The sequence below is a fragment of the Massilia forsythiae genome (assembly GCF_012849555.1).
Lineage (GTDB): Bacteria > Pseudomonadota > Gammaproteobacteria > Burkholderiales > Burkholderiaceae_D > Telluria > Telluria forsythiae.
The window spans coordinates 3,527,763-3,549,158 of the sequence record NZ_CP051685.1 but is presented as its reverse complement, the minus strand read 5'-3'; the positions used below and the strand labels follow the sequence as shown (position 1 = coordinate 3,549,158).

Sequence of the window (21,396 nt, the reverse complement as noted above, 5' to 3'; positions counted from 1 at the left end):
CCGCCCGACGCGGCCGTGCATGCCGCGTCCTCCCTCCCCCGTCAGTCCGCCCCGGCCGCCCGCGCCAGGAGGCGCTCGAGTTCGGCCATCTGCACCGGCTTGGTCAAATGGTGGTCGAAGCCGGCCTCGCGCGAACGCTTACGGTCGTCGTCGGCGCCCCAGCCGGTCAGGGCGACCAGCCTGAGCTGCTCCAGGCCCGGCACGGCGCGCATCGCCAGCGCGGTCTCGTAGCCGTTCATGCGCGGCATGCCGATATCGAGCAAGGCCAGCTGCGGCGTGAATTCCGCCAGCGCGGCGATCGCCTCGACGCCGTCGTGCGCCACGCGCGTCGCGTGGCCCTGCATTTCCAGGATCATCGCCAGCGTCGCCGCGGCGTCGACGTTGTCGTCCACCACCAGCACGCGCAAGCCCGGCGCGGCCGGCGCGGCGCCGCCCGGCGCGGGCGCCGGCGCGGCCTCGCTTGGCGCCGGCGCCAGCGGCAGGCGCACCGTGAACACGCTGCCGGCGCCGGCACCGTCGCTGTGCACGCTCACGCTGCCGCCATGCATCTCCACCAGGCGCCGCACCAGCGACAGGCCGATGCCCAGGCCGCCCTGGGCGCGGTCGATGTTGCGTCCGACCTGGGTGAACATGTCGAACACGGTGGGCAGCGCCTCGGCCGGGATGCCGACGCCGTTGTCCGCCACCGTGACCAGCGCATCGCCGCCGTCGCGCCGCAGCGCCAGCCCGATGCGTCCGCCGGCCGGGGTGTACTTGGCGGCGTTGTTGAGCAGGTTGGCCACCACCTGCGAAATGCGGGTGGCGTCGACGTCGGCCGCGAACGCCTCAGGTGCCAGCTCAGGTGCCAGCTCCAGCGCCAGCGCATGGCCGGCGGCCTCGATCATCGGCATGCTGGTCTCGACCGCGCTGGCCAGCACCTCGTGCAGGTCGACGCGCGCCTTTTTCAGTTCCAGCTTGCCGCCGCTGATGCGGGCGACGTCGAGCAGGTCGTCGATCAGGTGCACCATGTGGCCGACCTGCCGCTCCATCACCGCGCGCACCTTGGCGACGGTGGCCGGGTTGTCGCCGCTCAGGCGCATCACGCCCAGGCCGCTGCGGATCGGCGCCAGCGGATTGCGCAATTCGTGCGCCAGCGTGGCCAGGAACTCGGTCTTGCGGCGGTCGGCTTCGGAGAGGTCGGCGGCCAGCGTGCGCAGCTTTTCGTCGGCCTGCTTGCGCGCCGTGATGTCGCTGAACAGCAGCGCCACCAGGCTGCTGCCTTCGCCGCCGATGCGGGCCGCGTAGACGTCGAACCAGCGCGCCATGGCGCCGGCCTCGTTCTCGAAGCGCATCGGCTCGCCGCTGAGCGCCACCTTGCCGTAGGTGTCGATCCAGAAGCCGTCCAGATCCGGCACCAGTTCCCGGACGCGCTTGCCGGCGACGTCGGCCAGGCCGGTATGGCGCTCGAAGGTCGGATTCATCTCGACGAAACGGTAGTCGACCGGCTTGCCGGCGGCGTCAAACAGCATCTCGATGATGCAGAAACCCTGGTCCATCGATTCGAACAGGGTGCGGTAGCGTTCCTCGCTGGCGCGCAGCATGCGCGCGGCGCGCTTGCTCTCGGTGGTGTCGAGCACGATCGCCACCACGCCCTGGAATTCGCCGTCCGGGCCGCGCAGGGCGTTGATGGCGCTGGTGGCCGGCATCGTCGAGCCGTCCTTGCGCAGGTAGTATTTGTCGATGATGCCGCCGTCGCCGCCAGCGCGCAGACCGCCGACCAGGTCGAGGGTGGCGCCGAGCGAATCCGGCGCGGTGATGCGCTCGACCTCGACGCCGATCAATTCGCCGGGCCGGTAGCCCAGCATGTCGGCGTACTTCTGGTTGACGAAGGTGATCCGGCCCGCGGTATCCATCTCGACCACGCCGGTGGTGGCCTGGCTGACGATCTTCTCGAAGCGCTCGCGGCTTTCGTGCAGCGCGATGTCGGCCTGCTTGCGGTGGGTCTGGTCGACGCCGTGCACCAGCAGGCCGGTCACCGCGCCGTCGGCGTCGCGCAGCGCCATGTAGACCAGGTCGCTGAAGCGTTCCTCGAGCGGCATGCCCGGCTCGCGCTGCAGCAGCACCGGCATCTCGAAGCCGAAGAACGGCTCGCCGGTGCGGTACACGCGGTCGAGCAGCTCGAAGAACCCCTGTCCTTCCACTTCCGGCAGGGCCTGGCGGATCGGCTGCCCGACCAGGTCGCGGTTGCCGACCAGCTGCAGGTAGCGGTCGTTGACCATCTCGAACACGTGCTCCGGACCGCGCAGCACGCACATGAAGGCCGGCGCCTGGCGGAAGATGTCGCCCATGCGCTCGTTGGCGGCGCGCACCTCGGCCAGCAGGCGCTCGCGCTCGGCATGGGTGCGGATGTCGTCGGTGATGTCGGTATGCACGCCCACCCACTCCGTGACGGCGCCGCCGTCGTCGAAGATCGGCACGCCCTTCACGCTCATGTGGCGGTATTGCCCGTCGGCGCGCCGCAGGCGGTGCTGGCAACCGTAGATCGAACGCGTGGCCACGGCCCGGTCCCAGGCCGCCAGCGTGGCGGCGCGGTCCTCGGGGTGCACGGCGGCCAGCCAGCCGGCGCCACGGTACTGGGCGAAACCCTGGCCGGTGAACGCGGCCCAGGCCGGCTGCTCGGCGGCGAAACCGCCTTCGCCCGGCGATTCCCACACGATGGCGCTGGTGGCGGTGACCAGCGAGCGGAAACGCGCTTCGCTGGCGTGCAGCGCACGCTCGGCCTGGTGGGTAGCGGTAATGTCGCGCGACACCGCCAGCAAATTGCCGGCTTCCCCGTCCACGCCGATCACCTGCATCATCGTCACGTCCCACCACTTCGGCGTACCGCGCGCGGTCGGACAAAAGGCTTTAACATGGCCGCTGCCGCCGCGGACGGCGGTGGCGATCGCATCTTCGATCGCGGCGCGGCTTTCCTGCGGCCAGAACGCGGTCCAGGCTGCACCGGCCACGTTCGAGAAATCGTCGATTTCCATGGCACATTGGCCATTCTTGTTCATGGCCAGCAGGCAGCCGTCGAGGCTGAGCAGCTTGACGCAATCCGGGCTGCCTTCGAACAATTGCAGCCCTACGGGCGCCGCCAGTACATCCACGCTTGGTTCGGGTTGAGGCGACATGAAATACGCAATTTTAATTGATTTTATCCAACAAAAAGCATTCGGCAATCAATTTATTTGATGAAAGTGACGATATACGACACGCAGAAGCGCGGCAAGCACCTCCGCGCTGCCGTTCATATATTTACACAATGTGGCTGAAAGGGGCGTCCGCTTCAGCGGACCGCGGCGATCACCCGCTTGGCGAACTCGGCCGGATTGCCGGCATGCCAGCGCCACACGATCACCAGGTCGTGCTCGGGCGAGACCACGATGTCGTTGCTGCCGGCGCCGAGCGCGGCGTAGGCCGTGGCCGGCAGGCCGGGCAGGTTCTTGCCCCTGGTGTTGAGCCACCACAGGTAGCCGTAGTCGGGGCCGTTCTCGCTCGGACGCAGCGCCGCCCTGACGTAGTCCGGCGGCAGGATCTGGCGGCCATTCCAGGCGCCGCCGCGCAGCCACAGGTAGCCGAAGCGCGCCATGTCCCAGGAATCGATCCACATGCCGCCGCCCCAGCGCGTGCCGCCGCTGACGGAGGCGACTTGCCGGCCGCCGATGTCGACGTAGCTGTTGGTGTATGGCACCCATTTCCAGCTGTTGGAGGCGCCGATCGGGTCCATCACCCGCTCCTGCAACACGTCCGGCAGCGGCTTGCCGAACACCCGCAGCAGCGACAGCGCCAGGCGGTTGATGCGCACGTCGTTGTACTCGAAATGCGTGCCCGGCGCGCCCAGCGCACGCGGCTTGCGCTCGCCGGCGCCGAAGGCATCGTGGCCGATGAAGTCGGCGTTCTTGCCCCACAGGCTGCCTTCCCACTCGGATTCCTGCTGCAGGTGCTGCTTCCAGGTGATCGTCGCATTGTGGGCCGAGGCGTAGCCGCCGTCGTCCACGCTGCGCGCCACCGGCTGCTCCAGGCCGGCAATGAGGCCGTCGCGCAGCGCCACCCCGGCCACGGTCGACAGCATGCTCTTGGCCACCGAATAGGTCGGGTCGACGAAATGCGTGTCGCCGAACTCGGCCACCACGTAGCCCTTGTAGACGACCACGCCGTTGGTGGCGGCGCGCTTGCTCGGCAGCGAACCGAGCGGCTCGCCGAAGGTGGCGCGCTGGTCGGAAAAATCGCGTGCGCGCTCGGTCTCGTGCGACTGGGCGTAGGCGACCGCCTCGGCCAGTTTCGCCGGGTCGAGCCCCAGCTGCGCCGGGGTGCGGTGCGCCCATCCGGCCGCCGGCGGAAAATAGGATGAGGCGGCGACGGCCGGCACGGCAGGCGCCTGCGGCGCCGCGGCGGCGACGCCGGCAAGCAGGGCCAGGGAACAGGCTGCCAGCACGGCGCGGCGGCCGCGCAAGCGCGCGGGCGCCCTCATGCCCCGTCCTTCCAGCGCGCATACGGCAGCCGCACCAGGCTGGAATTGTAGTAACGCTTGTCGCCGGTGACTTCGCGCCCGATCCAGTCCGGCCTGTCGAAGGCTTCCTCCTCGGCGCCGAGCTCGATCTCGGCCACGATCAGGCCGGCGTTCTGGCCCAGGAACTCGTCGACTTCCCAGACGTGGCCGGCATGCGCGATGCGGTGGCGGATCTTTTCCACCAGCGGCTGTTCGCACAGGCCTTCCAGCAGCTCGGCGGCGTCGGGCACGGGAATGGCGTATTCCCACTCGCCGCGGCTGGCGCCCGTGCTCTTGCCCTTGATGGTGACGACGGCGCGCGCCCCTTCGATGCGCACGCGCACGGTGCGCACCGGGTCGGCACACAGGTAGCCCTGGCGCATCAGGGTCGGCTGGCCGAGACCGCGCCAGTCATCGCCGTTCAGCAGAAACTTGCGTTCGATCTCGATGCCCATGGTGTCAGTCGTCCAGCGATTGCAGGATCGGCTGCAGCATCGCCGCGCCCAGCGCCGCGCTGCGCGCGCCGTTCCAGCCGACCTGCGGGTCGGGCAGGTCGGCGTTGTCCTTGAACGGCAGTTCCAGGGTCAGCGACAGGCACTTGAAGGTGTGGCCGATGTACTTCGAGGCCAGCGTCAGCAGTTCCTCGTTGTACTTGCTGGCCAGGTAGCCGTAGACGTTCTGGAAGTCCGGGCTGGACGCCATGTAGCGGTCGACGAAGGCGTTCTGGGCCGCCGCGCGTCCCTCGGTGAAGTCTTCCAGCATCTCGCAGCCGGCCACGAAGTTGTACGGCAGCGCCTCGTCGCCGTGGATGTCGAAGAACATGTCGACGCCGGTGGCGTGGATCTTGTCCTTCACGCACAGCACTTCCGGGCTGCGCTCAAGCGACGGCGTCATCCATTCGCGGTTCAGGTTGGCGCCGGCGGCATTGGTGCGCAGGTTGCCGCGCACCGAGCCGTCCGGGTTCATGTTCGGGACGATGTAGAACACGGCGCGCTGCAGCAGCTTGCGCGCGACCGGGTTGGCGTCGTCCAGCAGCGCATCCATCATGCCCTCGACGAACCATTCGGCCATGGTCTCGCCCGGATGCTGGCGCGCGATCACCCAGATCTTCTTTTCCGCCTGCGGATCGCCGACCACCACCATGTTCATGTCGCGGCCGTCGATCGTGGTGCCGATGTCGTGCACGCGCACCAGCGGGTGTTCCGCCACCTCGCCCAGCAGGCGCAGGTGGCGTTCCCAGGTATACGGTTCGAAGTAGGCGTAGTAGACGCTGTCCAGCTCGGGGGTATGGTTGACGGTCATGACCTGGCCGTCGAAGCTGGTCGGCACCCGGAACCAGTGTTCGGTGTCGTAGCTGGCCGCCACCTGATAACCCTCGAAACCCTTCGGATAGGTGGCCTGGCCGGCGTTCAGGAAGCGGATGGTGCAGGCTTGCCCGCGCGCGCCCTGCAGGCGGAAGTGGAACCACTGGTGGATGTCGGCGTGCGAATCCTTGCGCAGGTTCAGGTCGATCCGGCGCGGATCGTCGGCCTGGACGACGTCGATGGCGCCGGAATCGAAGTGCTGGCTGATCTTGATGGGCATGGCGGTTCTTTCGTAACGCGTTCAAAAACGCATGATAGCCGATGCCCCGGCGCCGGCGCATGGCTGGCGGAATGGCGGCGCGCAGGCCGCCGGATTCAGGCGTCCAGGTCGATCAATTCCTGGCTGTAGGCGTGCATGACCTGGCGCATCATCTCGACGTTGCTGCGGTCGAGCACGACCGTCAGGTCGGGTTTGCGGTCCAGGTTGAAGGTCATGCTGATCTTGCCCGGCAAGACCTTGCAGTTGACCGTGAAGGCATGCGGCACGTGCGGATTGTCCCAGTCCAGCTGGGTGATCTGCGGCGGCGCCGGCGGCGGCTGCAGGTTCGGGTCCTGGTTGGCGGGCAGGTGCTGCAGCAGCCAGAACACGATCGAGGCAGGCAGGAACACGCAGACATCGCCGGCGCCCTGCGCGGAAAACTTGACCAGCAACAGATTGCCGACCCGGTCGCATGACATCGCCATGCTCTTGACTTGACGGATAACCGCTGATTTCACGACCAATTCCTATGAAATGACAATATGAAAAGCGCAGCGATTCTACCGCATCCCCTTCGTGACAGGTGCGAAAGAATGCCTACCGCACACGCAAAAAGGGGAGCGCCTCCGCTCCCCTCTTCCGGCCGCGCCGCGGCTGTCTGTCGTGCCAGGCGGCCATGACGGCGCGCCTGGCGCATGGAATCCGTTATTGTTTGTTGCCCTTCGACGCGCTGCGCGACGACGAACCCGACGCCGACTGACGGTTGCCGTGGCTCATGCTGCCGGCACGGCGTGCTTCTTCCGAGGTGAACTCGTGTGCGGTGCCCTTCTGGTGAGCGGCCTTGCCGCCCTCGCTGGCGATCTGGCGCTGGCGCTCCGGGTCCATCGATGCGAAACCGCGGTTCTTGGTGCCGCCACCGCTCTGCTTGTTGCCCTGGTTGCTTGATGCCATGGTTCTCTCTCCTTGTGCGATTGAAACCGCCGCGTCTTGCGGCAGGCTGGCCGATACCATCGAGCAAGCGCCGTTGAGTGATCGGTCGGGAACATCTTAGGGATGCAAAGTGAATGCCGATATAGGACGTTTTCAGATGACTTTGTAGGACAAGATGAGACAAAAAATTCAATATTGAAACTTTACTTCCAGTAGTAAAGAATTAACACCGTTCCGTCCGTATTCGTCCTACAGATGTCCGCTGCGTCTTCCTATACTGGACACCGTGGCAAAGAGGCATCATGGCTGCAACCGGCGGATAGGAATCCGCTTACCAGCATCTGTTCAGCTCGAAAGGAAACGATCATGGACGCAAACCAGCGCAGCGAATTCAACAACCAGACCAACAACGGCGCCAATGAAAAAGGCACGCCCGGTGCGGAAGGCAAGGCCGTGCGCAGCAATGCGCCGCTCGACCATACCTATCCGCAGGGCAGCGGCGTGCTGTCGGGAAGCAATCCGCAACGCGACATGATGGGCAGCGGCAGCGACGGCATGGGCGCGGCCGACGACACCGGCGGCGTGAATCCGGAAATCGGCACCCGTACCTCGCTCCAGAGCGGCGCCGGGAAAAACCAGTTGAGCGGCGGCAGCGGCGCCGTGAAGGGCATCACCGACAGCCACCAGCGGGTGATGGAAACCCAGCGTTCCAGCGCCTACGGCGTGCTCGAGGAACCGGTCGGCCACCAGTCGCGCGACGACAGCGTGAACGTCAGCCCGCGCGGCAACATGCAGTCGGTCAACGACACCGCCGTGCGCGACGGCGGTACCATCCCGCCGCGGCCGGTCGGCAGCGGCAACGCCCAGGGCGGGCAGGAAGCGCAGCACGGCAATACCCAGGAAGGCGTGGCCGGCTCGCACATGGCGTCCAACCAGCGCGCCGACCACGGCGGCGTGCACCAGTCGAACGACGTGGCCGGTGGCCTGCCGCGCTCGCCGGGCAACGCCGGCGCCGACCATGCCAAGCACAGCACCGACCGCGCCGGTTCCCAGACCGGTCCGGACGGCGACGAGGGTACGGAAGTGCACGATTCGAACGATGCCGCTGGCGGCTACCCGCGCAGCCCGGGCTTCGCCAACCGCCTGGCCGGCGACAGCAACATGGACGACGATACCGGGTTCAAGCGCAAGCCTTGAGCGGTGCTGCCGCTACCGGCGGCCCGGCCGCCACGCCTTATCCAGGGCGCCCCATGCGGGCGCCTTTTCTTTTTCCGCCGGCCAGGCGACATCGCCCGATGCACTGAGACAGGTTCTGATTGACGCAGGTTGAAGCTGCACCGGTGTGCAGGAACCCTGCCATTTCGTTCGCGGTCGAACCGGTCACATCATCGACGGATTCGAACCAGCGAGCCAGCCATGCCCGACGAGAGATTGCTTACGCCTGTTGCGGCGACGCCTTTGGAGGCGCCATGCGCCGCCTGAACGTGCTGACCTGGCACACGCACGGCAGCTACCTGTATTACCTGTCGCATGCGCCGCACGAATTTCACGTGCTGTCCCGGCCGGGCCGGCCGCCGGGCTATGGCGGACGCTGCGGCCCCTTCCCCTTCGGCCCCAACGTGCACGACCTGCCGGCGGAGCAGGCGCGCGAGCGCGAGTTCGACTGCATCCTGTTCCAGGAAGACCATCACTGGCACACCGACCAGCATGCGCTGCTGACGCCGGCCCAGCGCGCCCTGCCGCGCATCTACCTCGAGCACGATCCGCCCGGCCTGGCCGCCGGCACCGGCGGCGCCACCGCCTGGCCGACCGACGTGCGCCACCCGGTCGACGACCCGGACGTGCTGCTGGTGCACGTCACCCCGTTCAACCAATTGATGTGGGACAGCGGCCGCAGCCCCACGCGCGTGATCGAGCACGGCGTGACGATTCCGGACGGCGTGCGCTACCGCGGCGACATCGCGCGCGGACTGGTCATCACCAATCACCTGGCGCGGCGCAGCCGGCGCATGGGGGCCGACCTGTTCGGTGCGCTGCGCGCCCAGGTGCCGCTCGACCTGGTCGGCATAGGTTCGCTGGACGGCGACGCGGCCGGCGGCAGCGCGGGCGGCCTGGGCGAGATCGACCATCCGCAGTTGCCGGCGTTCGCGGCGCGCTACCGTTTCGTGTTCAGCCCGGTGCGCTATGCCAGCCTCAGCCTGTCGGCCATCGAGGCGATGATGGCCGGCATTCCGGTGGTCGCCCTGGCCACCGCCGAGATGGCCACCGTGATCGAACACGGGGTGTCCGGCGTCGCCGTCACCGACACGCGCCTGCTGCAGGCCGCGATGCGCGCGCTGCTCGACGATCCGGTGCTGGCGCGCAGCCTGGGCGCGGCCGGACGGCGCAGCGCGCGCGAACGGTTTTCCATCGAACGGTTCGGCGCCGACTGGGACGCCGCCCTGCGCCACGTCGCCGGCTAGCCGGGACGCCACACGAGACCCGACGATTCCATGCTCACCGAACCGCCCGCCGCCTCCGCCGCCGCATCCGCCATAGCCGGCGCAGCCGGGACGCCGGCCGCGCCCGGGCTGCCGCGCGCGCGGCGCATCGCCCTCATCAGCGACCATGCTTCGCCGCTGGCGGCGCCGGGAGGTATCGATTGCGGCGGCCAGAACGTCTACGTGGCGCAGCTGGCGCGCGAACTGGCGCTGTCCGGCTGCCTGGTCGACGTGTTCACGCGGCGCGACGCCATCGGCCGGAAGCAGCTGGTGCACTGGCACCAGGGCGTACGCGTGATCAACGTGCCGGCCGGCCCCGCCCATTACGTGCCGAAGGAACAGATGCTGCCCCACGTCGAGGCGTTCGCACGCTTCGTCACCCGCTTCGCGCGCCACCAGCCGGCACCCTACGACATCGTGCATGCCAATTTCTTCATGTCCGGCATGGTCGCCCAGCACCTCAGGCAGGCGCTCGGCCTGCCCTTCGTGATCACCTTCCACGCGCTGGGCCAGGTGCGCCGCCTGGCCCAGCGCGCCGCCGACGCCTTCCCGCCGGCGCGCGTGCGCATCGAGGCCGCGCTGATGCAGCAGGCCGACCGCATCATCGCCGAGTGCAGCCAGGACCGCCAGGACATGGAGCGGCTGTACGGCGCCAGTCCGGCGCGCATCGCGCTGGCGCCCTGCGGATTCGATCCGGACGAACTGTGGCCGCTGCAACGCGAGGCGGCGCGCGCCCTGCTCGGGCGCGGCGCCGCGCGCTTCGATCCCGCGCGCTTCACCGTGCTGCAGCTGGGACGCATGGTGCCGCGCAAGGGCGTGGACACCGTGATCGACGCCATCGCACTGCTGCGCACGCGCCATGGCGTCGATGCCCAGCTGCTGGTGGTCGGCGGCGACGCGCAAGACCGTGCGCGCCGGCACGACGGACGATCGGATACCGACAACCACGACGGACCGGAATCGGTACGCCTGCAGGCGCTCGCGCGCCGGCTCGGCATCGGCGAGCACGTGCACTTCCTCGGCCGCAAGGCGCGCGCGGAACTGCGCCACTGCTACGGCGCCGCCGACGTGTTCGTGACCACGCCCTGGTACGAGCCGTTCGGCATCACGCCGGTGGAAGCCATGGCGTGCGCGCGGCCGGTGATCGGTTCCGAGGTCGGCGGCATCAAGAGCACCGTGATCGACGGCGCTACCGGCTTCCTGGTGCCCTCGCGCGACCCCCAGGCGGTGGCCGACCGCCTGGCCACGCTGCAGCGCGATCCGGCGCTGGCGCGCGCCATGGGCGAGGCCGGGCAGCGGCGCGCGGCGCGGCACTACACCTGGCGCACGGTCGCGCGCCAGGTGGCGGACGTGTACGCGGCGGTGCTGGCCGAAACCGGGTGACGCCGCCCATTCGAAGCAACCCGTCCGGTGCAATCGAACCGGCAAGCAAGCCTATCCATCGACGAGATCCCTCCAGGAGCCAGCATGGCAGACATTCCATCACGTAACCTCCCCCGCCCCGCATCGCCGCTTCGCGCCCCATCGGTTCCCGTTTCACCGATTGCATTTCCGCACGACCCCGCCGACGTGCCCGGCCTGCGCGGCAAGGTCGCCTTCATCACCGGCGCCGCCAGCGGCCTGGGCGCCGCGCTGGCCGCCGTGCTGGCCGGGGCCGGCGCCGACATCGTCGCCGCCGACATCCGCCCCGAGCCGCTGCAGGCGGGCGTCGCGGCGCTGCAGCGCTACGACGTGCGCGCCACGGCGCTGGCGCTGGACGTGGCCGACCCGTCCGCCGCGCGCCCGGCGATCGAGCGCACGCTGGACACCATGGGCCGGCTCGACATCCTCGTCAACAACGCCGGCGCCGACGTCACCCTGCCGATCGACGAATTATCAGAACAGGACTGGCTGCGCGTGGTCGGCACCAACCTGAACGGCCCGTTCATGCTGGCCAAGCACGCGGCCGCGCACATGCGCGCCGCCGCAGCCGGCGGCAATGGCGGCGGCACCGGCGGCGACATCGTGCTGCCGGTGCACGAAACGTCGTGGCCCTGACATGAAGGCCGTCTTCCTGGACAAGGACGGTACGCTGGTGGACGACCTGCCCTTCAACGTCGAACCGCGCCGCATCAGCCTGTGCAGCGGCGCCGGCCCCGCGCTGCGCCTGCTGTCGCGCCTCGACTACCGGCTGTTCGTCATCAGCAACCAGGCCGGCATCGCCTTCGGCCGCTTCGACGAGTCTTCCATGCACGCGGTCGGCGACCGCCTGCGCGACCTGCTTTTCCGCGAACGGCTGTCGCTGGACGGCTTTTATTATTGTCCGCACCATCCTGGCGGCAGCGTTACCGCCTACGCCCACGATTGCCATTGCCGCAAGCCGGAGCCGGGCCTGCTGCTGCAGGCCGCGCACGAGCACGGCATCGACCTGCATTCGTCGTGGATGATCGGCGATATCCTGCACGACGTCGAGGCCGGCAACCGCGCCGGCTGCCGCACCGTCCTGCTCGACAACGGCAACGAAACCGAATGGCGGCTCGGTCCGCGCCGCGTGCCGACGCGCATGGCGCCCGACCTGTACACGGCGGCGGTGCTGATCGCCAGCCACGGGGAGCCGGCATGAACGCGCACACGACGCCCCTCGATGCGGCGGCGCCCGCCATGGCGCCGGCATGGCGCCGGGCGCGCCGCATCCTGTGCGTGCGCCTCGACTCGCTCGGCGACGTGCTGATGTGCACGCCCGCCATGCGCGCGCTGCGCGACAGCGTGCCGGGACGCAGCCTGACGCTGCTCGCATCGCCGGCCGGCGCCGCTGCCGCTGCCTTCGTTCCGGAAATCGACGACGTCATCGTGCACCGGGCGCCGTGGATGAAGGATGGCGGTGAGGGGTCATCCGGCGCCCGGCCGGACGATGACATGGCAGCCGGCGCGGGGCCGGCCGAGCGGCCGCAATCCGCAGCGGCGCCGGTCGCCGGCCTGGCCGATGCGCTGGCCGCGCGCGCCTTCGACGCCGCCGTGATCTTCACCACCTACACCCAGAGCGCGCTGCCGGCGGCGCTGCTGTGCCACCTGGCCGGCATCCCGCTGCGGCTGGCCCATTGCCGCGAAAACCCGTACCGCCTGCTGAGCGACTGGGTCGCCGATCCCGAGCCGGCCACGATGGTGCGCCACGAAGTGCAGCGCCAGCTCGCGCTGGTGAAACGGGTCGGTTGCCGCACGGCGGACCAGCGCCTGTCGTTCGCGCTGCGTCCGGCCGACCTGGACACGGTGCGCGCCCTGCTGCGCAGCGCCGGCATCGATCCCGGCCGCCCCTGGCTGCTGCTCCACCCGGGCGCCAGCGCCGCCGCGCGCCGTTATCCGCCCGGCCGCTGGATGCAGGCGATGCGCCTGCTGGCGCAGCACCCCGGCCTGCCGCTGGTGCTGACCGGCAGCGCCGCGGAAAGCGCACTGGCCGGGCAGTTGCGCGATGGCGCCGGCATCGCTGCCCCGGTCCACTCGCTGGCCGGCCGCCTGAGCCTGGGCGAACTGGGCGCGGCCGTGCGCCTGGCGGCGGTGGCGATCACCAACAACACCGGCCCGGCGCACATCGCCGCCGCGCTCGGCACGCCTGTGGTCGACCTGTATGCGCTGACCAATCCGCAGCACACGCCGTGGGCGGTGCGCAGCCGGGTGCTGTTCGAGGACGTGCCCTGCCGTTTCTGCTTCAAGAGCAGTTGCCCGATGGGCCACCATGCCTGCCTGGACGGCGTCGCGCCGGAACGCATCGTGCAGGCGGTGCGCGAGCTGCTGGAACCGGCGCGGCAGGCGGACACCATGCCGACGTCATGACACGTCGTGACACCCCGTTGCACGCCTCAACGCGCTCCAGCGGCCGGCTTGGCAGCCTTGGCGGTCCTGGCCGCCCTGGTTGCCCTGCCTGCATCGGCCGGGTTCGCTGCCCTGGTTCCATTCGGCACAGCAAGGGCCGACGCCGATGTCGCGGCACGGGCGGCGCTGCCCAGGCCGCGGAACAATTCCAGCGGAATCGCATTCGCCATCGCCTGCATGCCGAGGTCGTTCGGATGCAGGTGGTCGCCGCTGTCGTAGGCCGGCAGCATCCGGGCCGGGTGCGACGGATCGCGCACGGCGCGCTCGAAGTCGATCACGCCGTCGAAGGCATCGCCGCTGCGGATCCAGTCGTTCACGGCCTGGCGGATCTGTTCTTTCTCCGGCGAATAGTAGCCCGGGAACACGGTACCCTCGAACGGCGTCAGCGTCGCACCATAAGCGGCGATGCCCTTGGCGTGGGCGCGCTCGATCAGCTGGCGGTAGCCGGCAATCAGGTCGCTCACGGTGGGCGCTTCGGAGGCCGGAATGGTGCCGGTGCCGGGATGGCCGATATCGTTGATGCCGATCAGGACCACCATGTAGCGCACGCCGGCGGTCGCCAGCACGTCGCGGTCGAAACGGGCCAGCGCCGCACGTCCGAACAGCGGCTGCTCGCCCGGGTCGCGCAGGAGGCGGTTGCCGCCGATGCCGCGGTTGATCACGCCCAGGCGCGCGTTCGCCGCCAGGCCGGCGCCGCCTGCAGCCCCCCCAGCCTGGCCCGTCGATGCGGCCACCAGGTCGCGCGTGGTCTGCAGGCGCAGTGCCAGCAGGTCCGGCCAGCGGCGGTTGGCGTCGACCGTGGTCACGGCGCCGTCGGTGATCGAGTCGCCCAGCGCCACGATGGCGGCGCTGCCCGGGGCATCGACGTCGACTTCCGTCAGGAAGGGCCAGGACGTGATGGTGCGGTCGGTCGGCAGCGTCGCCGCGCCGGTGAAATTGCCCGGCAACGAAACGTAATTGGTCTGGAAGGCCGCGCCGTGGAGGGTGTTCGCCTGCACCGTCTCCGGCAGGTACAGGCTGACCGCCAGGTCGGACAGCGCCGGCACGTCCAGTTGCACCGGGTCGGACAGTACCGGGGCGCCGGGCGGAATCGTGACCGACCGGGCGCCGCCGAAGGTCAGGGGACGGTCGCTGCCGGCGACGATGGCAGCGCCGCCCTGGCGCAGGGCGACGTGGGCTTCGCCGATGCGCAGCGGCATGGTGCCGAACTCGTTGGAGATGCGGATGCGCACCTGCGCGCCGCCGATGCTGGTATGGACGATCATGCGCAGCGTCTGGTTGCTGAAGGTTTGCAGCTGGGCGGCCAGCGGCGGGCCGGCCGGCGCCGTGCCCCAGGTGCCGACCCATTGCTCGCCGTCCCAGGGACGCGCCTGCGCCATCGCCGGCGACGGCGGCAGCGATAGCGACAAGCCGGCCACGGCCAGCGTGACGGCCGCCACCAGGGCGCGGCGGCGGCGCTGCAGGACGCCTGCCTGCGGGGCGAGAAGTTGTCTCAGTCCGGAGATGGATCGCAGAATCGGTTTCATCGCTTGCTCCTCGAAAGTGTGCATCGGGTTCGCCGACGGCGCCGGCCATGCGGCCCCGGCGGCAGGATCAATCTAGCCAGCGCCCTCTGCCGTAACAAGACGGCAACGGGCCGATTCTTTGCGTTATCTCGATGAGTCGGCGGGAACTTGTAGCGCGCAAGAACTATTTTTGTCGCGCTGCAAATTGTTGACGGGCGTAAGATGTGATGCGGCATCGCCCGAACCAGTCGGCGACAATCAGGAAAGTGCGAGGAAACACGGATGAAGATTGGCGTGGCAGTCACCGAATTGCAGGGCGTGCGTGTGGCGATCGCCTTTCCGCCGCCCGCCTACGTGACGCCGGGTGCAGGCGACGCCTTGCTGGCGCGGCTGCAGCCGTATTTTCCGGCCTTGCCGGTGATGCTGGCCTCCGTGCAAAAGCATGGGGCCCGTGTGCATGCGGCATTCCAGGCGCCGGCCCTGGCCGAGGGCGCCGACCTGGGCGCCCTGCCGCGCAGCGAACTCGACCTGGACGTGGCGCCGCCCTTGCCGGACGCGCCGCCGCCTTTTTAGCGGGTATCCCGGTAGGGAGCGGAAAGTTGCAGGCGATGCATGGCGAGCGCCGGCAAGGAGTGGAAACGCCGTCAGGCGGCGTGGTCGAGACCCAGGTCCCAGCCGCCGGCGGTGTTGCCGCCACCGCCGCCGATTTTTTGCTGGGTATATTTCCACTGCACCTTGGAGAACTTCAGGGCGAGATGTTCGATCGGAATGTCGCCGCCATGGAAGCTGGGTGCGATGTGTGTGATAGCACGTTTTCCAGTTCCACTTCATAGTATTTGGTGGCTTCCCCATTGCCGCCGGCGCGCAGCATTTCCAGCCTGGCGCGCGGAATCGTCTTGCCGCAGGCGCACAGCTCCGCCAGCATCGGCGAGGACACGTCGATCAGCTTGTCGATGGCGATCTCGCTCAGTTCGGCGCGTTCGGTCCGTTCGGCACGATCGGCGGCGCGCTCGGCGGCATGGCCGTTGGCAGCGGCCGGCGCCGGCACGCGCCTGGTGCGCTGGATCGACCAGCCGACCGACGTGCACTCGATCCAGCCGGCGTGGCGCGGGTCCGCCGATTCGCCCTTGATGCCATCCAGCTGCAGGTAGTAGTCCGTAGCCATGGTCCCTCCTTGTGGTGACGACGCATTCTGGCTGAAATATCCTCCAGGAAATTAAATCGACATCGAGACGCGTATTAAGAGAAGGTGCGGCCAAGCGAATATTTGATACGACGCAAAGCGATTCGGCTCGGATCGCACTTGCCGGTCGATGGCTGAAGTGCGCCCTGCCGCACGGCTTGATGATAGCTTTTCATCAATATCAACGGAAATCGATGGAGAATGGCATGGCACTGGATGGATTGAAACGCGCGTGGCGCACGCGCCGGGCCGGCAATGGACAGGTGGCGGGACTCGCCTTCGTCTTCCTCTGGTTCTTCATCGGCGGCATCGCCCACTTCGCCGCCACCGGCACCGAGGCGCGCATCGTGCCGCCCTACATCCCGTGGCCGGTCGCCGCCGTCCTGGTCAGCGGCGTGTTCGAGCTGCTCGGCGCGGTGGGCATCCTGGTGCCCGCGACCCGCCGCGCCGCCGGCATCGGCCTGATCCTGCTGACGCTGGCCGTGACGCCGGCGCACATCTACATGCTGCAGCGGCACGACCTGTTTCCGTTTCCGTTGTGGGTGCTGTGGCTGCGGCTGCCGATCCAGGCGGCCTTGCTGTGGCTGATCTGGTGGAGCACATGGCGCCTGCACCCACGCCGCCACGAACGGCTCGCGCATGCATGAGGTGATGAATGGAACCTGCATTCCATCCCCATTTTTAGTACATACACTTGCTTGAATTTCCTAAAGCAGAATGTATTTACCAAATGGAGTATAAATTCGCAATGAAACGACTATAAGGGAAAACGCTTATTGTCACGCTTGCCGCTTCCGCTGCACGATACCGTTGCAGTCCGAATAACATCCAAGCAGCCACCAAAACGGAGACAATCATGCATGTTCCTTTCAACCCCAAGCGCTGGTCCTGGCGCGCCGCCTGTGCCGCGCTCGTGGTCGCGGCGGCCCCGGCCGTCAGCGCCGCCCCCATCGAAATCCTGTTCGTCGGCAACAGCTACACCTTCGGCCGGGTCGACCCGGTGATGCGCTACAACGCCGCCAACGTGCACGACCTGACCGCCGGTTTCTACGCCGCCAACGCGACCGGCGCCAACCCCTGGGAACCGCACCCGTGGGGCGGCATCGCCGGTATCTTCAAGCAATTTACTGTCGAAAAAGGTCTCGATTACGATGTCTCGATCTCGGCGCGCAACGCGGCGTCGCTGCGCGGCCAGTTCCTAAACACCGCGAACAGCGCCTGGGACTTGCGCGGCAATGTCGCCTCGCAGAAATGGGACGTCGTGGTGCTGCAGGAGCAGAGCGATGCCACCCTGCCGGTCGGTTCGGGCAAGAACGCCAATCCGGCCCAGTTCCGCGCCTATGCGGACAAGCTCGAGCAATTCATCCACTCGGGCAAGGCGCAGACCTATACCGAAACCGCGCTGTACGGCAGCCTGGCCGCCTGCATGGCCACCGGCTCGTCGGCCGCGACCTGCAACACCGTGCGCACCATCCCGCAGAACGTCAATGCCAATCCGGACGCCAAGGTCTACCTGACCGAAACCTGGGCGCGCCCGGACATGGTGTATGCCCACCTGGTGACGACGGCGGACACCACCAGCCCCACCGGCAGCCCGGTCCCGGACGGCACCAACACCCAGGCGACGCTGTACTACCAATCCCTGGCCGCCATGACGTCCGACCTGCACGCGTCGATCTATGGCGAAGCCGCCGCCAACGGCCACTTCGCGGGCGTGATCGGCGCCGGCGACGCGTTCCAGCTCGCCTTCGACCAGGGCTTGGTCAAGACCGGCGGCTTCTACGACGCCAACGGCGTGTTCGTGCCGAACCAGGCGGGCGACGCCATGAATCTGTGGTGGGACGACTACCTGCACGCCAGCAAGTACGGCTCCTACCTGGATGCGCTGGTGCAGTTCGGCACCATCACCGGCCTCGATCCGCTGTCGCTCGGCGCCAACGAAATCGCCGCGCGCGACCTGGGCATCTCGCAAGCCGATGCCCTGACGCTGCAGCGCATCGCCGCGCAGCAACTGGGCATGGTCCCGGAACCGGCCTCGGCGGCGATGGTGCTGCTGGGACTGGCGCTGATCGGCGGCACGCGCTTGCGCACGCGCAGGAAGTAATTGTCGCGACACCATCCGCAACCACAACGAAAGCGCGTAAACGAAACGAGCCGGCGTCAGGGCCGGCTCGTTTGCATGACGCTCCTCGACTGTTCGACTCAGCCGACGACCAGATGCTTGATGTTCTGGAAAAACACGTTTTCGGTGGCCGTGTTCGGCACAACCTGGTTGCCCGACAAGACGCGCCGCACCCGGAATTCGCGCGATTTCAAATCGAAATCATCGACCCGGTATCGTTCGCCGTCGATCTCGACCACCGTGCCGATCATGCGGCCGCACAGCAGCAGGCGCACTTCCTGCGGGACATCGCTGCGAAATTCGATGAGCATCGTTCCTCCACCGTTGAATGACATCATCGGTGGATGCTAGCCGGCCCCGGTATTCGCTTACTGTGCGGATACAGCTCATGCGCAAGTCGCCAGTTGCCACCGGTGCGTGTCTTGCGCAAGCGCATGCCGGCGGCCGGATCTTCCTGCCCGTTCAGGGCGCCAACCCCTGCTGGCGCAACACCGGTTGCCAGCGCGCCGCGATCTTGGCGAAACCGCCCGGCGTCGGATGCAATTCGTTGGCCCAGTCGCCGCGCTGCAGGGCTTCGCGGCTGTCGACCACGAACACGCGGCCCGGATAGCGCGCCGCGACCCTCTGCAGCATCGCCGTGAACCCGTCGATCAGCAACACGATGCACTGGTCGCGCAGCGGCGGCGCCACCTTGGCGGCCAAGAAGGCGGGTAGCAGCCAGGGCGAGCTGCCCGGCCCGAACAGCCCCGCGCCCGTCACCGGCGCGTAGTCGTAGTTGTGCAGGATGATCCTGGTGGCGCCGGTGGCGCTGGCGGTACGGCCGCCGGCATCCACCACGCCGGTATGCCAGGTCGCGCCGGTGACCCGGTCGATCAGCGCGATGTAACTGGCGCCGATCTTGTCGAGCAGCCAGCCCAGGCTGCCCGCCTGCGCGCGTTCGCGGAAGCACCCCGCGGCCGTGGCGCAGGCCGAGCAGTCATCCAGCAGGAGCGGCCGCAAGTCGTTGATGCCGGCGAAATCGTTGCCGCCGCCGCTGATGAACACGGCCGACAGCGAACTGCCGTACAGCTGCAGCGCCGTATCGATCGGGCGCGCGTACTTGCCGCGCACGTAGTCGTAGGCTTCGGCACCGTTGTTGCCATAGGCCAGGATCACATGCTCCTTCGGGGCCACCATCGGCCCCAGGTGATTCAGCAGCGAACCGCCGGGGAATGGGTACCAGAACCAGGAATCGCCGATCGCCAGGATCGAGGGATAGCGGTCGTCGCTGCGCATCAGGGCGGCATCCCAATAGACGTTACCGAATTGCATATGACCTCCCGTTCAAGGAAGTCCAACGCTAGCATTGATATTCGTCAGCGTCAAAACCAGCGGAACGAGTGACTGGTTCATCCAGGATCAATCGTCTTGCACCATGCCCGCTTCGGAAACACGCGTCAAACCATGCGTCGATGAGATCGATCAGATAATTTCATTCCAATAACACAGCAGGAAATCAGCCGGATCTTGTGTTATTTACGCGACCCCCAGCACGAATCCATGCACTCATGCTTGCGCTACGGCAACTAAATCTGCAATGATCTGTTTGCTCGCGCCGGCATCGCGTCCATCGGCGGCGGCGCGCGCACATGCACCGGCCTTGCCTGCAAAGGCATCCAGCCGCTACCCGATATTCCGACATGCCTACCGAGCGACGCGTGATGCGCCAACGCCCCCTGAACGCTTATTTCCCCCTGATGCTGGCCGTGGCCGCGGCCTGCGCCATCGTGCCGCTGGCCGCCTGGCAATGGCATGGCTGGCTGTTCGCCGCCCTGCTGCTGGCCGCCGCCGCCGGCATGCTTTTCCAGGCGCCGGCCGCGGCGCCGGCCCGAAACGCGGACCTGGACGCCTACCTCGCCAGCCGCCGCCGCTTCGGCGAACAGGTGGCGCAGGTATGGGGCGCGCACATCGACGCCTCGCGCATGCAGACCGCGTCGGCGGTGGAGGCGCTGGCCGAACGCTTCGGCGGCATCGTCATGCGGCTGGAACAGGCGCTGGCCGCCTCGGGCGCACATCGCGTCGGGAAGGACGGCCCCGGCGAGGACGGTGCGGACGCGGACCTGGCCGGCGTGTTCGCCGCCAGCGAAACCGAATTGCGCTCGCTGCTGGACATGCTCGCCGCTGCGGCCGCCACCAAGCAGCAGATGGTGGGGCGCATCGAAGGATTGCAGCAGGTCACGGCGCAATTGCAGAAGATGGCGGCCGACGTGGCCAGCATCGCCTGGCAGACCAACCTGCTGGCGCTGAACGCGGCGATCGAGGCGGCGCGCGCCGGCGAGGCCGGACGCGGCTTCGCCGTGGTCGCCAACGAGGTGCGCATGCTGTCCAACCGCTCGGCCGACGCCGGCAAGCACATCGCCGAGCAGGTCGGCCAGATCAGCGCGGCGATCGACGCCACCTGCCGTGCGGCCGGCGAATCGATGCGCGAGGAGACGCGCGCGGCGCAGGCGTCGGAACGGACCATCGGCCACGTGCTGGCGTCGCTGCGCCAGGTGACCGAGGCGCAGGCGCGTTCGTCCGAGCTGCTGCGCCGCGAAAGCGCCGGCATCCAGGCCGAGGTCGGGCAGTCGCTGGTGCAGCTGCAGTTCCAGGACCGCGTCAGCCAGATCCTGTCGCACGTGCGCCAGAACGTCGAGCGCCTGCCCTCCTACCTCGACGAACACGCCGCGCGCTGCGCCGGCGGCCTGGCGCCGCTGGAGGCGCAGGCGCTGCTGGCCGAGCTGGAAAGCACCTACGCGATGGCCGAGGAACGCACGCTGCACGTGCGCAAGTCCGCCGCGGCCGGCAGCCCGGCCGCGGCGCCGGCCGAAGAACTCACCTTTTTCTAGGAATACCCATGGCAAAAACCATCATGGTGGTGGACGACTCGCTGTCGATCCGCCAGGTCGTCGGCATCGCCCTGCGCCAGGCCGGCTACGAGGTCATCGAAGGCTGCGACGGCAAGGACGCGCTGGCCAAGCTGACCGGGCAGAAGGTCAACCTGATCATCAGCGACGTCAACATGCCCAACATGGACGGCATCGCCTTCCTGCGCGAGCTGAAGACCCGTCCCGCCTACAAGTTCACGCCGGTGCTGATGCTGACCACCGAGTCGCAGGAAGAAAAGAAGGAGCAAGGCAAGGCCGCCGGCGCGCGCGCCTGGATGGTCAAGCCGTTCAAGCCGGAAGCGCTGCTGGCCGCGGTCCAGAAGCTGACGCTGGCGTGACGCGTGCCGAGCC

21 protein-coding genes are annotated in these 21,396 nt (G+C 68.2%); 11 read left to right on the top strand and 10 right to left on the bottom strand.

What is annotated here, in order from left to right; genetic code table 11:
- Positions 1 to 41: 41 nt before the first annotated feature.
- The 6 genes from HH212_RS15190 to HH212_RS15165 all read right to left on the bottom strand — a co-directional run bounded on the left by HH212_RS15190 (position 42) and on the right by HH212_RS15165 (position 7,024).
- Positions 42 to 3,152, bottom strand: a complete 3,111-nt coding sequence (locus HH212_RS15190) for a PAS domain S-box protein (RefSeq protein WP_170203239.1) — start codon at positions 3,150 to 3,152, stop codon at positions 42 to 44.
- Between the two features lie 155 nt (positions 3,153 to 3,307).
- Positions 3,308 to 4,492, bottom strand: coding sequence for a serine hydrolase domain-containing protein (locus HH212_RS15185; RefSeq protein ID WP_170203238.1), 1,185 nt, complete (start codon positions 4,490 to 4,492; stop codon positions 3,308 to 3,310).
- A complete protein-coding gene (locus HH212_RS15180; RefSeq protein ID WP_170203237.1) occupies positions 4,489 to 4,965 on the bottom strand; it encodes a CYTH domain-containing protein in 477 nt (158 codons plus the stop codon). Before HH212_RS15180 ends, HH212_RS15185 begins: the two co-directional genes overlap by 4 nt.
- 4 nt (positions 4,966 to 4,969) lie before the next feature.
- Positions 4,970 to 6,094, bottom strand: coding sequence for a M14 family metallopeptidase (locus tag HH212_RS15175; protein ID WP_170203236.1), 1,125 nt, complete (start codon positions 6,092 to 6,094; stop codon positions 4,970 to 4,972).
- 95 nt (positions 6,095 to 6,189) lie between these two features.
- Positions 6,190 to 6,591, bottom strand: coding sequence for a hypothetical protein (locus HH212_RS15170; protein WP_229217293.1), 402 nt, complete (start codon positions 6,589 to 6,591; stop codon positions 6,190 to 6,192).
- 187 nt (positions 6,592 to 6,778) lie between these two features.
- Positions 6,779 to 7,024: a KGG domain-containing protein gene (locus tag HH212_RS15165; RefSeq protein WP_170203235.1), complete on the bottom strand. Its 246-nt coding sequence runs from the start codon at positions 7,022 to 7,024 to the stop codon at positions 6,779 to 6,781.
- A gap of 345 nt (positions 7,025 to 7,369) precedes the next feature.
- Between HH212_RS15165 and HH212_RS15160 the strand changes: the two genes are divergently transcribed.
- The 6 genes from HH212_RS15160 (at position 7,370) to HH212_RS15135 (ending at position 13,290) form a co-directional block, all read left to right on the top strand.
- The gene (locus HH212_RS15160; RefSeq protein WP_170203234.1) at positions 7,370 to 8,200 is read left to right on the top strand and encodes a hypothetical protein; all 831 of its coding nucleotides are present in this window, start codon (positions 7,370 to 7,372) and stop codon (positions 8,198 to 8,200) included.
- Positions 8,201 to 8,472: 272 nt separating this feature from the next.
- Entirely contained in the window at positions 8,473 to 9,465 is a 993-nt protein-coding gene (locus HH212_RS15155) for a glycosyltransferase family 4 protein (RefSeq protein WP_170203233.1), read from the top strand.
- Positions 9,466 to 9,495: 30 nt separating this feature from the next.
- Positions 9,496 to 10,866, top strand: a complete 1,371-nt coding sequence (locus HH212_RS15150) for a glycosyltransferase (protein ID WP_170203232.1) — start codon at positions 9,496 to 9,498, stop codon at positions 10,864 to 10,866.
- Positions 10,867 to 11,052: 186 nt separating this feature from the next.
- Positions 11,053 to 11,520: an SDR family NAD(P)-dependent oxidoreductase gene (locus HH212_RS15145; RefSeq protein WP_170203231.1), complete on the top strand. Its 468-nt coding sequence runs from the start codon at positions 11,053 to 11,055 to the stop codon at positions 11,518 to 11,520.
- 1 nt (position 11,521) lies between these two features.
- The gene (locus HH212_RS15140; protein ID WP_170203230.1) at positions 11,522 to 12,085 is read left to right on the top strand and encodes a D-glycero-alpha-D-manno-heptose-1,7-bisphosphate 7-phosphatase; all 564 of its coding nucleotides are present in this window, start codon (positions 11,522 to 11,524) and stop codon (positions 12,083 to 12,085) included.
- Positions 12,082 to 13,290, top strand: coding sequence for a glycosyltransferase family 9 protein (locus tag HH212_RS15135; protein WP_229217292.1), 1,209 nt, complete (start codon positions 12,082 to 12,084; stop codon positions 13,288 to 13,290). Before HH212_RS15140 ends, HH212_RS15135 begins: the two co-directional genes overlap by 4 nt.
- A gap of 26 nt (positions 13,291 to 13,316) precedes the next feature.
- Here HH212_RS15135 and HH212_RS15130 read toward each other — a convergent pair whose 3' ends face one another.
- Positions 13,317 to 14,855, bottom strand: coding sequence for an SGNH/GDSL hydrolase family protein (locus HH212_RS15130; protein WP_170203229.1), 1,539 nt, complete (start codon positions 14,853 to 14,855; stop codon positions 13,317 to 13,319).
- Positions 14,856 to 15,116: 261 nt separating this feature from the next.
- Here HH212_RS15130 and HH212_RS15125 point away from each other — a divergent pair, with 261 nt between their 5' ends.
- Positions 15,117 to 15,407 carry a hypothetical protein gene (locus HH212_RS15125; RefSeq protein ID WP_170203228.1) on the top strand — a complete coding sequence of 97 codons (291 nt, stop codon included), beginning with the start codon at positions 15,117 to 15,119 and terminating at the stop codon, positions 15,405 to 15,407.
- A 172-nt stretch (positions 15,408 to 15,579) separates the two neighbouring features.
- Here HH212_RS15125 and HH212_RS15120 read toward each other — a convergent pair whose 3' ends face one another.
- Entirely contained in the window at positions 15,580 to 15,999 is a 420-nt protein-coding gene (locus tag HH212_RS15120) for an Hcp family type VI secretion system effector (RefSeq protein ID WP_308633212.1), read from the bottom strand.
- A gap of 224 nt (positions 16,000 to 16,223) precedes the next feature.
- Here HH212_RS15120 and HH212_RS15115 point away from each other — a divergent pair, with 224 nt between their 5' ends.
- Both HH212_RS15115 and HH212_RS15110 read left to right on the top strand, forming a co-directional pair.
- Complete coding sequence (locus tag HH212_RS15115) at positions 16,224 to 16,664, top strand: DoxX family protein (protein WP_211172346.1); 441 nt, start codon at positions 16,224 to 16,226, stop codon at positions 16,662 to 16,664.
- A 209-nt stretch (positions 16,665 to 16,873) separates the two neighbouring features.
- Positions 16,874 to 18,121 (top strand): PEP-CTERM sorting domain-containing protein, encoded by a 1,248-nt coding sequence (locus HH212_RS15110; RefSeq protein WP_170203227.1) that lies wholly within the window; start codon positions 16,874 to 16,876, stop codon positions 18,119 to 18,121.
- 98 nt (positions 18,122 to 18,219) lie between these two features.
- On the opposite strand, the gene HH212_RS15105 is transcribed toward HH212_RS15110, so the two are convergent.
- Positions 18,220 to 18,450 (bottom strand): hypothetical protein, encoded by a 231-nt coding sequence (locus tag HH212_RS15105; protein WP_170203226.1) that lies wholly within the window; start codon positions 18,448 to 18,450, stop codon positions 18,220 to 18,222.
- Between the two features lie 151 nt (positions 18,451 to 18,601).
- Entirely contained in the window at positions 18,602 to 19,450 is an 849-nt protein-coding gene (locus HH212_RS15100) for an SGNH/GDSL hydrolase family protein (protein ID WP_211172345.1), read from the bottom strand.
- Between the two features lie 317 nt (positions 19,451 to 19,767).
- Here HH212_RS15100 and HH212_RS27745 point away from each other — a divergent pair, with 317 nt between their 5' ends.
- Together HH212_RS27745 and HH212_RS15090 are read left to right on the top strand one after the other, a co-directional pair.
- Positions 19,768 to 21,006 carry a methyl-accepting chemotaxis protein gene (locus HH212_RS27745; RefSeq protein WP_211172344.1) on the top strand — a complete coding sequence of 413 codons (1,239 nt, stop codon included), beginning with the start codon at positions 19,768 to 19,770 and terminating at the stop codon, positions 21,004 to 21,006.
- Between the two features lie 8 nt (positions 21,007 to 21,014).
- Positions 21,015 to 21,383, top strand: a complete 369-nt coding sequence (locus HH212_RS15090; protein ID WP_170203225.1) for a response regulator — start codon at positions 21,015 to 21,017, stop codon at positions 21,381 to 21,383.
- The last annotated feature ends 13 nt before the right edge of the window (positions 21,384 to 21,396 follow it).

Bases quoted from the DNA above. Each gene is read 5' to 3' on its own strand.
- HH212_RS27745 (WP_211172344.1), top strand. From the start codon at position 19,768: ATGCACCGGCCTTGCCTGCAAAGGCATCCAGCCGCTACCCGATATTCC.
- HH212_RS15190 (WP_170203239.1), bottom strand. From the start codon at position 3,152: ATGTCGCCTCAACCCGAACCAAGCGTGGATGTACTGGCGGCGCCCGTA.
- HH212_RS15155 (WP_170203233.1), top strand. From the start codon at position 8,473: ATGCGCCGCCTGAACGTGCTGACCTGGCACACGCACGGCAGCTACCTG.
- HH212_RS15160 (WP_170203234.1), top strand. From the start codon at position 7,370: ATGGACGCAAACCAGCGCAGCGAATTCAACAACCAGACCAACAACGGC.
- HH212_RS15125 (WP_170203228.1), top strand. From the start codon at position 15,117: ATGAAGATTGGCGTGGCAGTCACCGAATTGCAGGGCGTGCGTGTGGCG.
- HH212_RS15165 (WP_170203235.1), bottom strand. From the start codon at position 7,024: ATGGCATCAAGCAACCAGGGCAACAAGCAGAGCGGTGGCGGCACCAAG.
- HH212_RS15135 (WP_229217292.1), top strand. From the start codon at position 12,082: ATGAACGCGCACACGACGCCCCTCGATGCGGCGGCGCCCGCCATGGCG.
- HH212_RS15130 (WP_170203229.1), bottom strand. From the start codon at position 14,855: ATGAAACCGATTCTGCGATCCATCTCCGGACTGAGACAACTTCTCGCC.
- HH212_RS15105 (WP_170203226.1), bottom strand. From the start codon at position 18,450: ATGCTCATCGAATTTCGCAGCGATGTCCCGCAGGAAGTGCGCCTGCTG.
- HH212_RS15110 (WP_170203227.1), top strand. From the start codon at position 16,874: ATGCATGTTCCTTTCAACCCCAAGCGCTGGTCCTGGCGCGCCGCCTGT.
- HH212_RS15090 (WP_170203225.1), top strand. From the start codon at position 21,015: ATGGCAAAAACCATCATGGTGGTGGACGACTCGCTGTCGATCCGCCAG.
- HH212_RS15115 (WP_211172346.1), top strand. From the start codon at position 16,224: ATGGCACTGGATGGATTGAAACGCGCGTGGCGCACGCGCCGGGCCGGC.
- HH212_RS15120 (WP_308633212.1), bottom strand. From the start codon at position 15,999: ATGGCTACGGACTACTACCTGCAGCTGGATGGCATCAAGGGCGAATCG.
- HH212_RS15175 (WP_170203236.1), bottom strand. From the start codon at position 6,094: ATGCCCATCAAGATCAGCCAGCACTTCGATTCCGGCGCCATCGACGTC.
- HH212_RS15185 (WP_170203238.1), bottom strand. From the start codon at position 4,492: ATGAGGGCGCCCGCGCGCTTGCGCGGCCGCCGCGCCGTGCTGGCAGCC.
- HH212_RS15140 (WP_170203230.1), top strand. From the start codon at position 11,522: ATGAAGGCCGTCTTCCTGGACAAGGACGGTACGCTGGTGGACGACCTG.
- HH212_RS15150 (WP_170203232.1), top strand. From the start codon at position 9,496: ATGCTCACCGAACCGCCCGCCGCCTCCGCCGCCGCATCCGCCATAGCC.
- HH212_RS15180 (WP_170203237.1), bottom strand. From the start codon at position 4,965: ATGGGCATCGAGATCGAACGCAAGTTTCTGCTGAACGGCGATGACTGG.
- HH212_RS15100 (WP_211172345.1), bottom strand. From the start codon at position 19,450: ATGCAATTCGGTAACGTCTATTGGGATGCCGCCCTGATGCGCAGCGAC.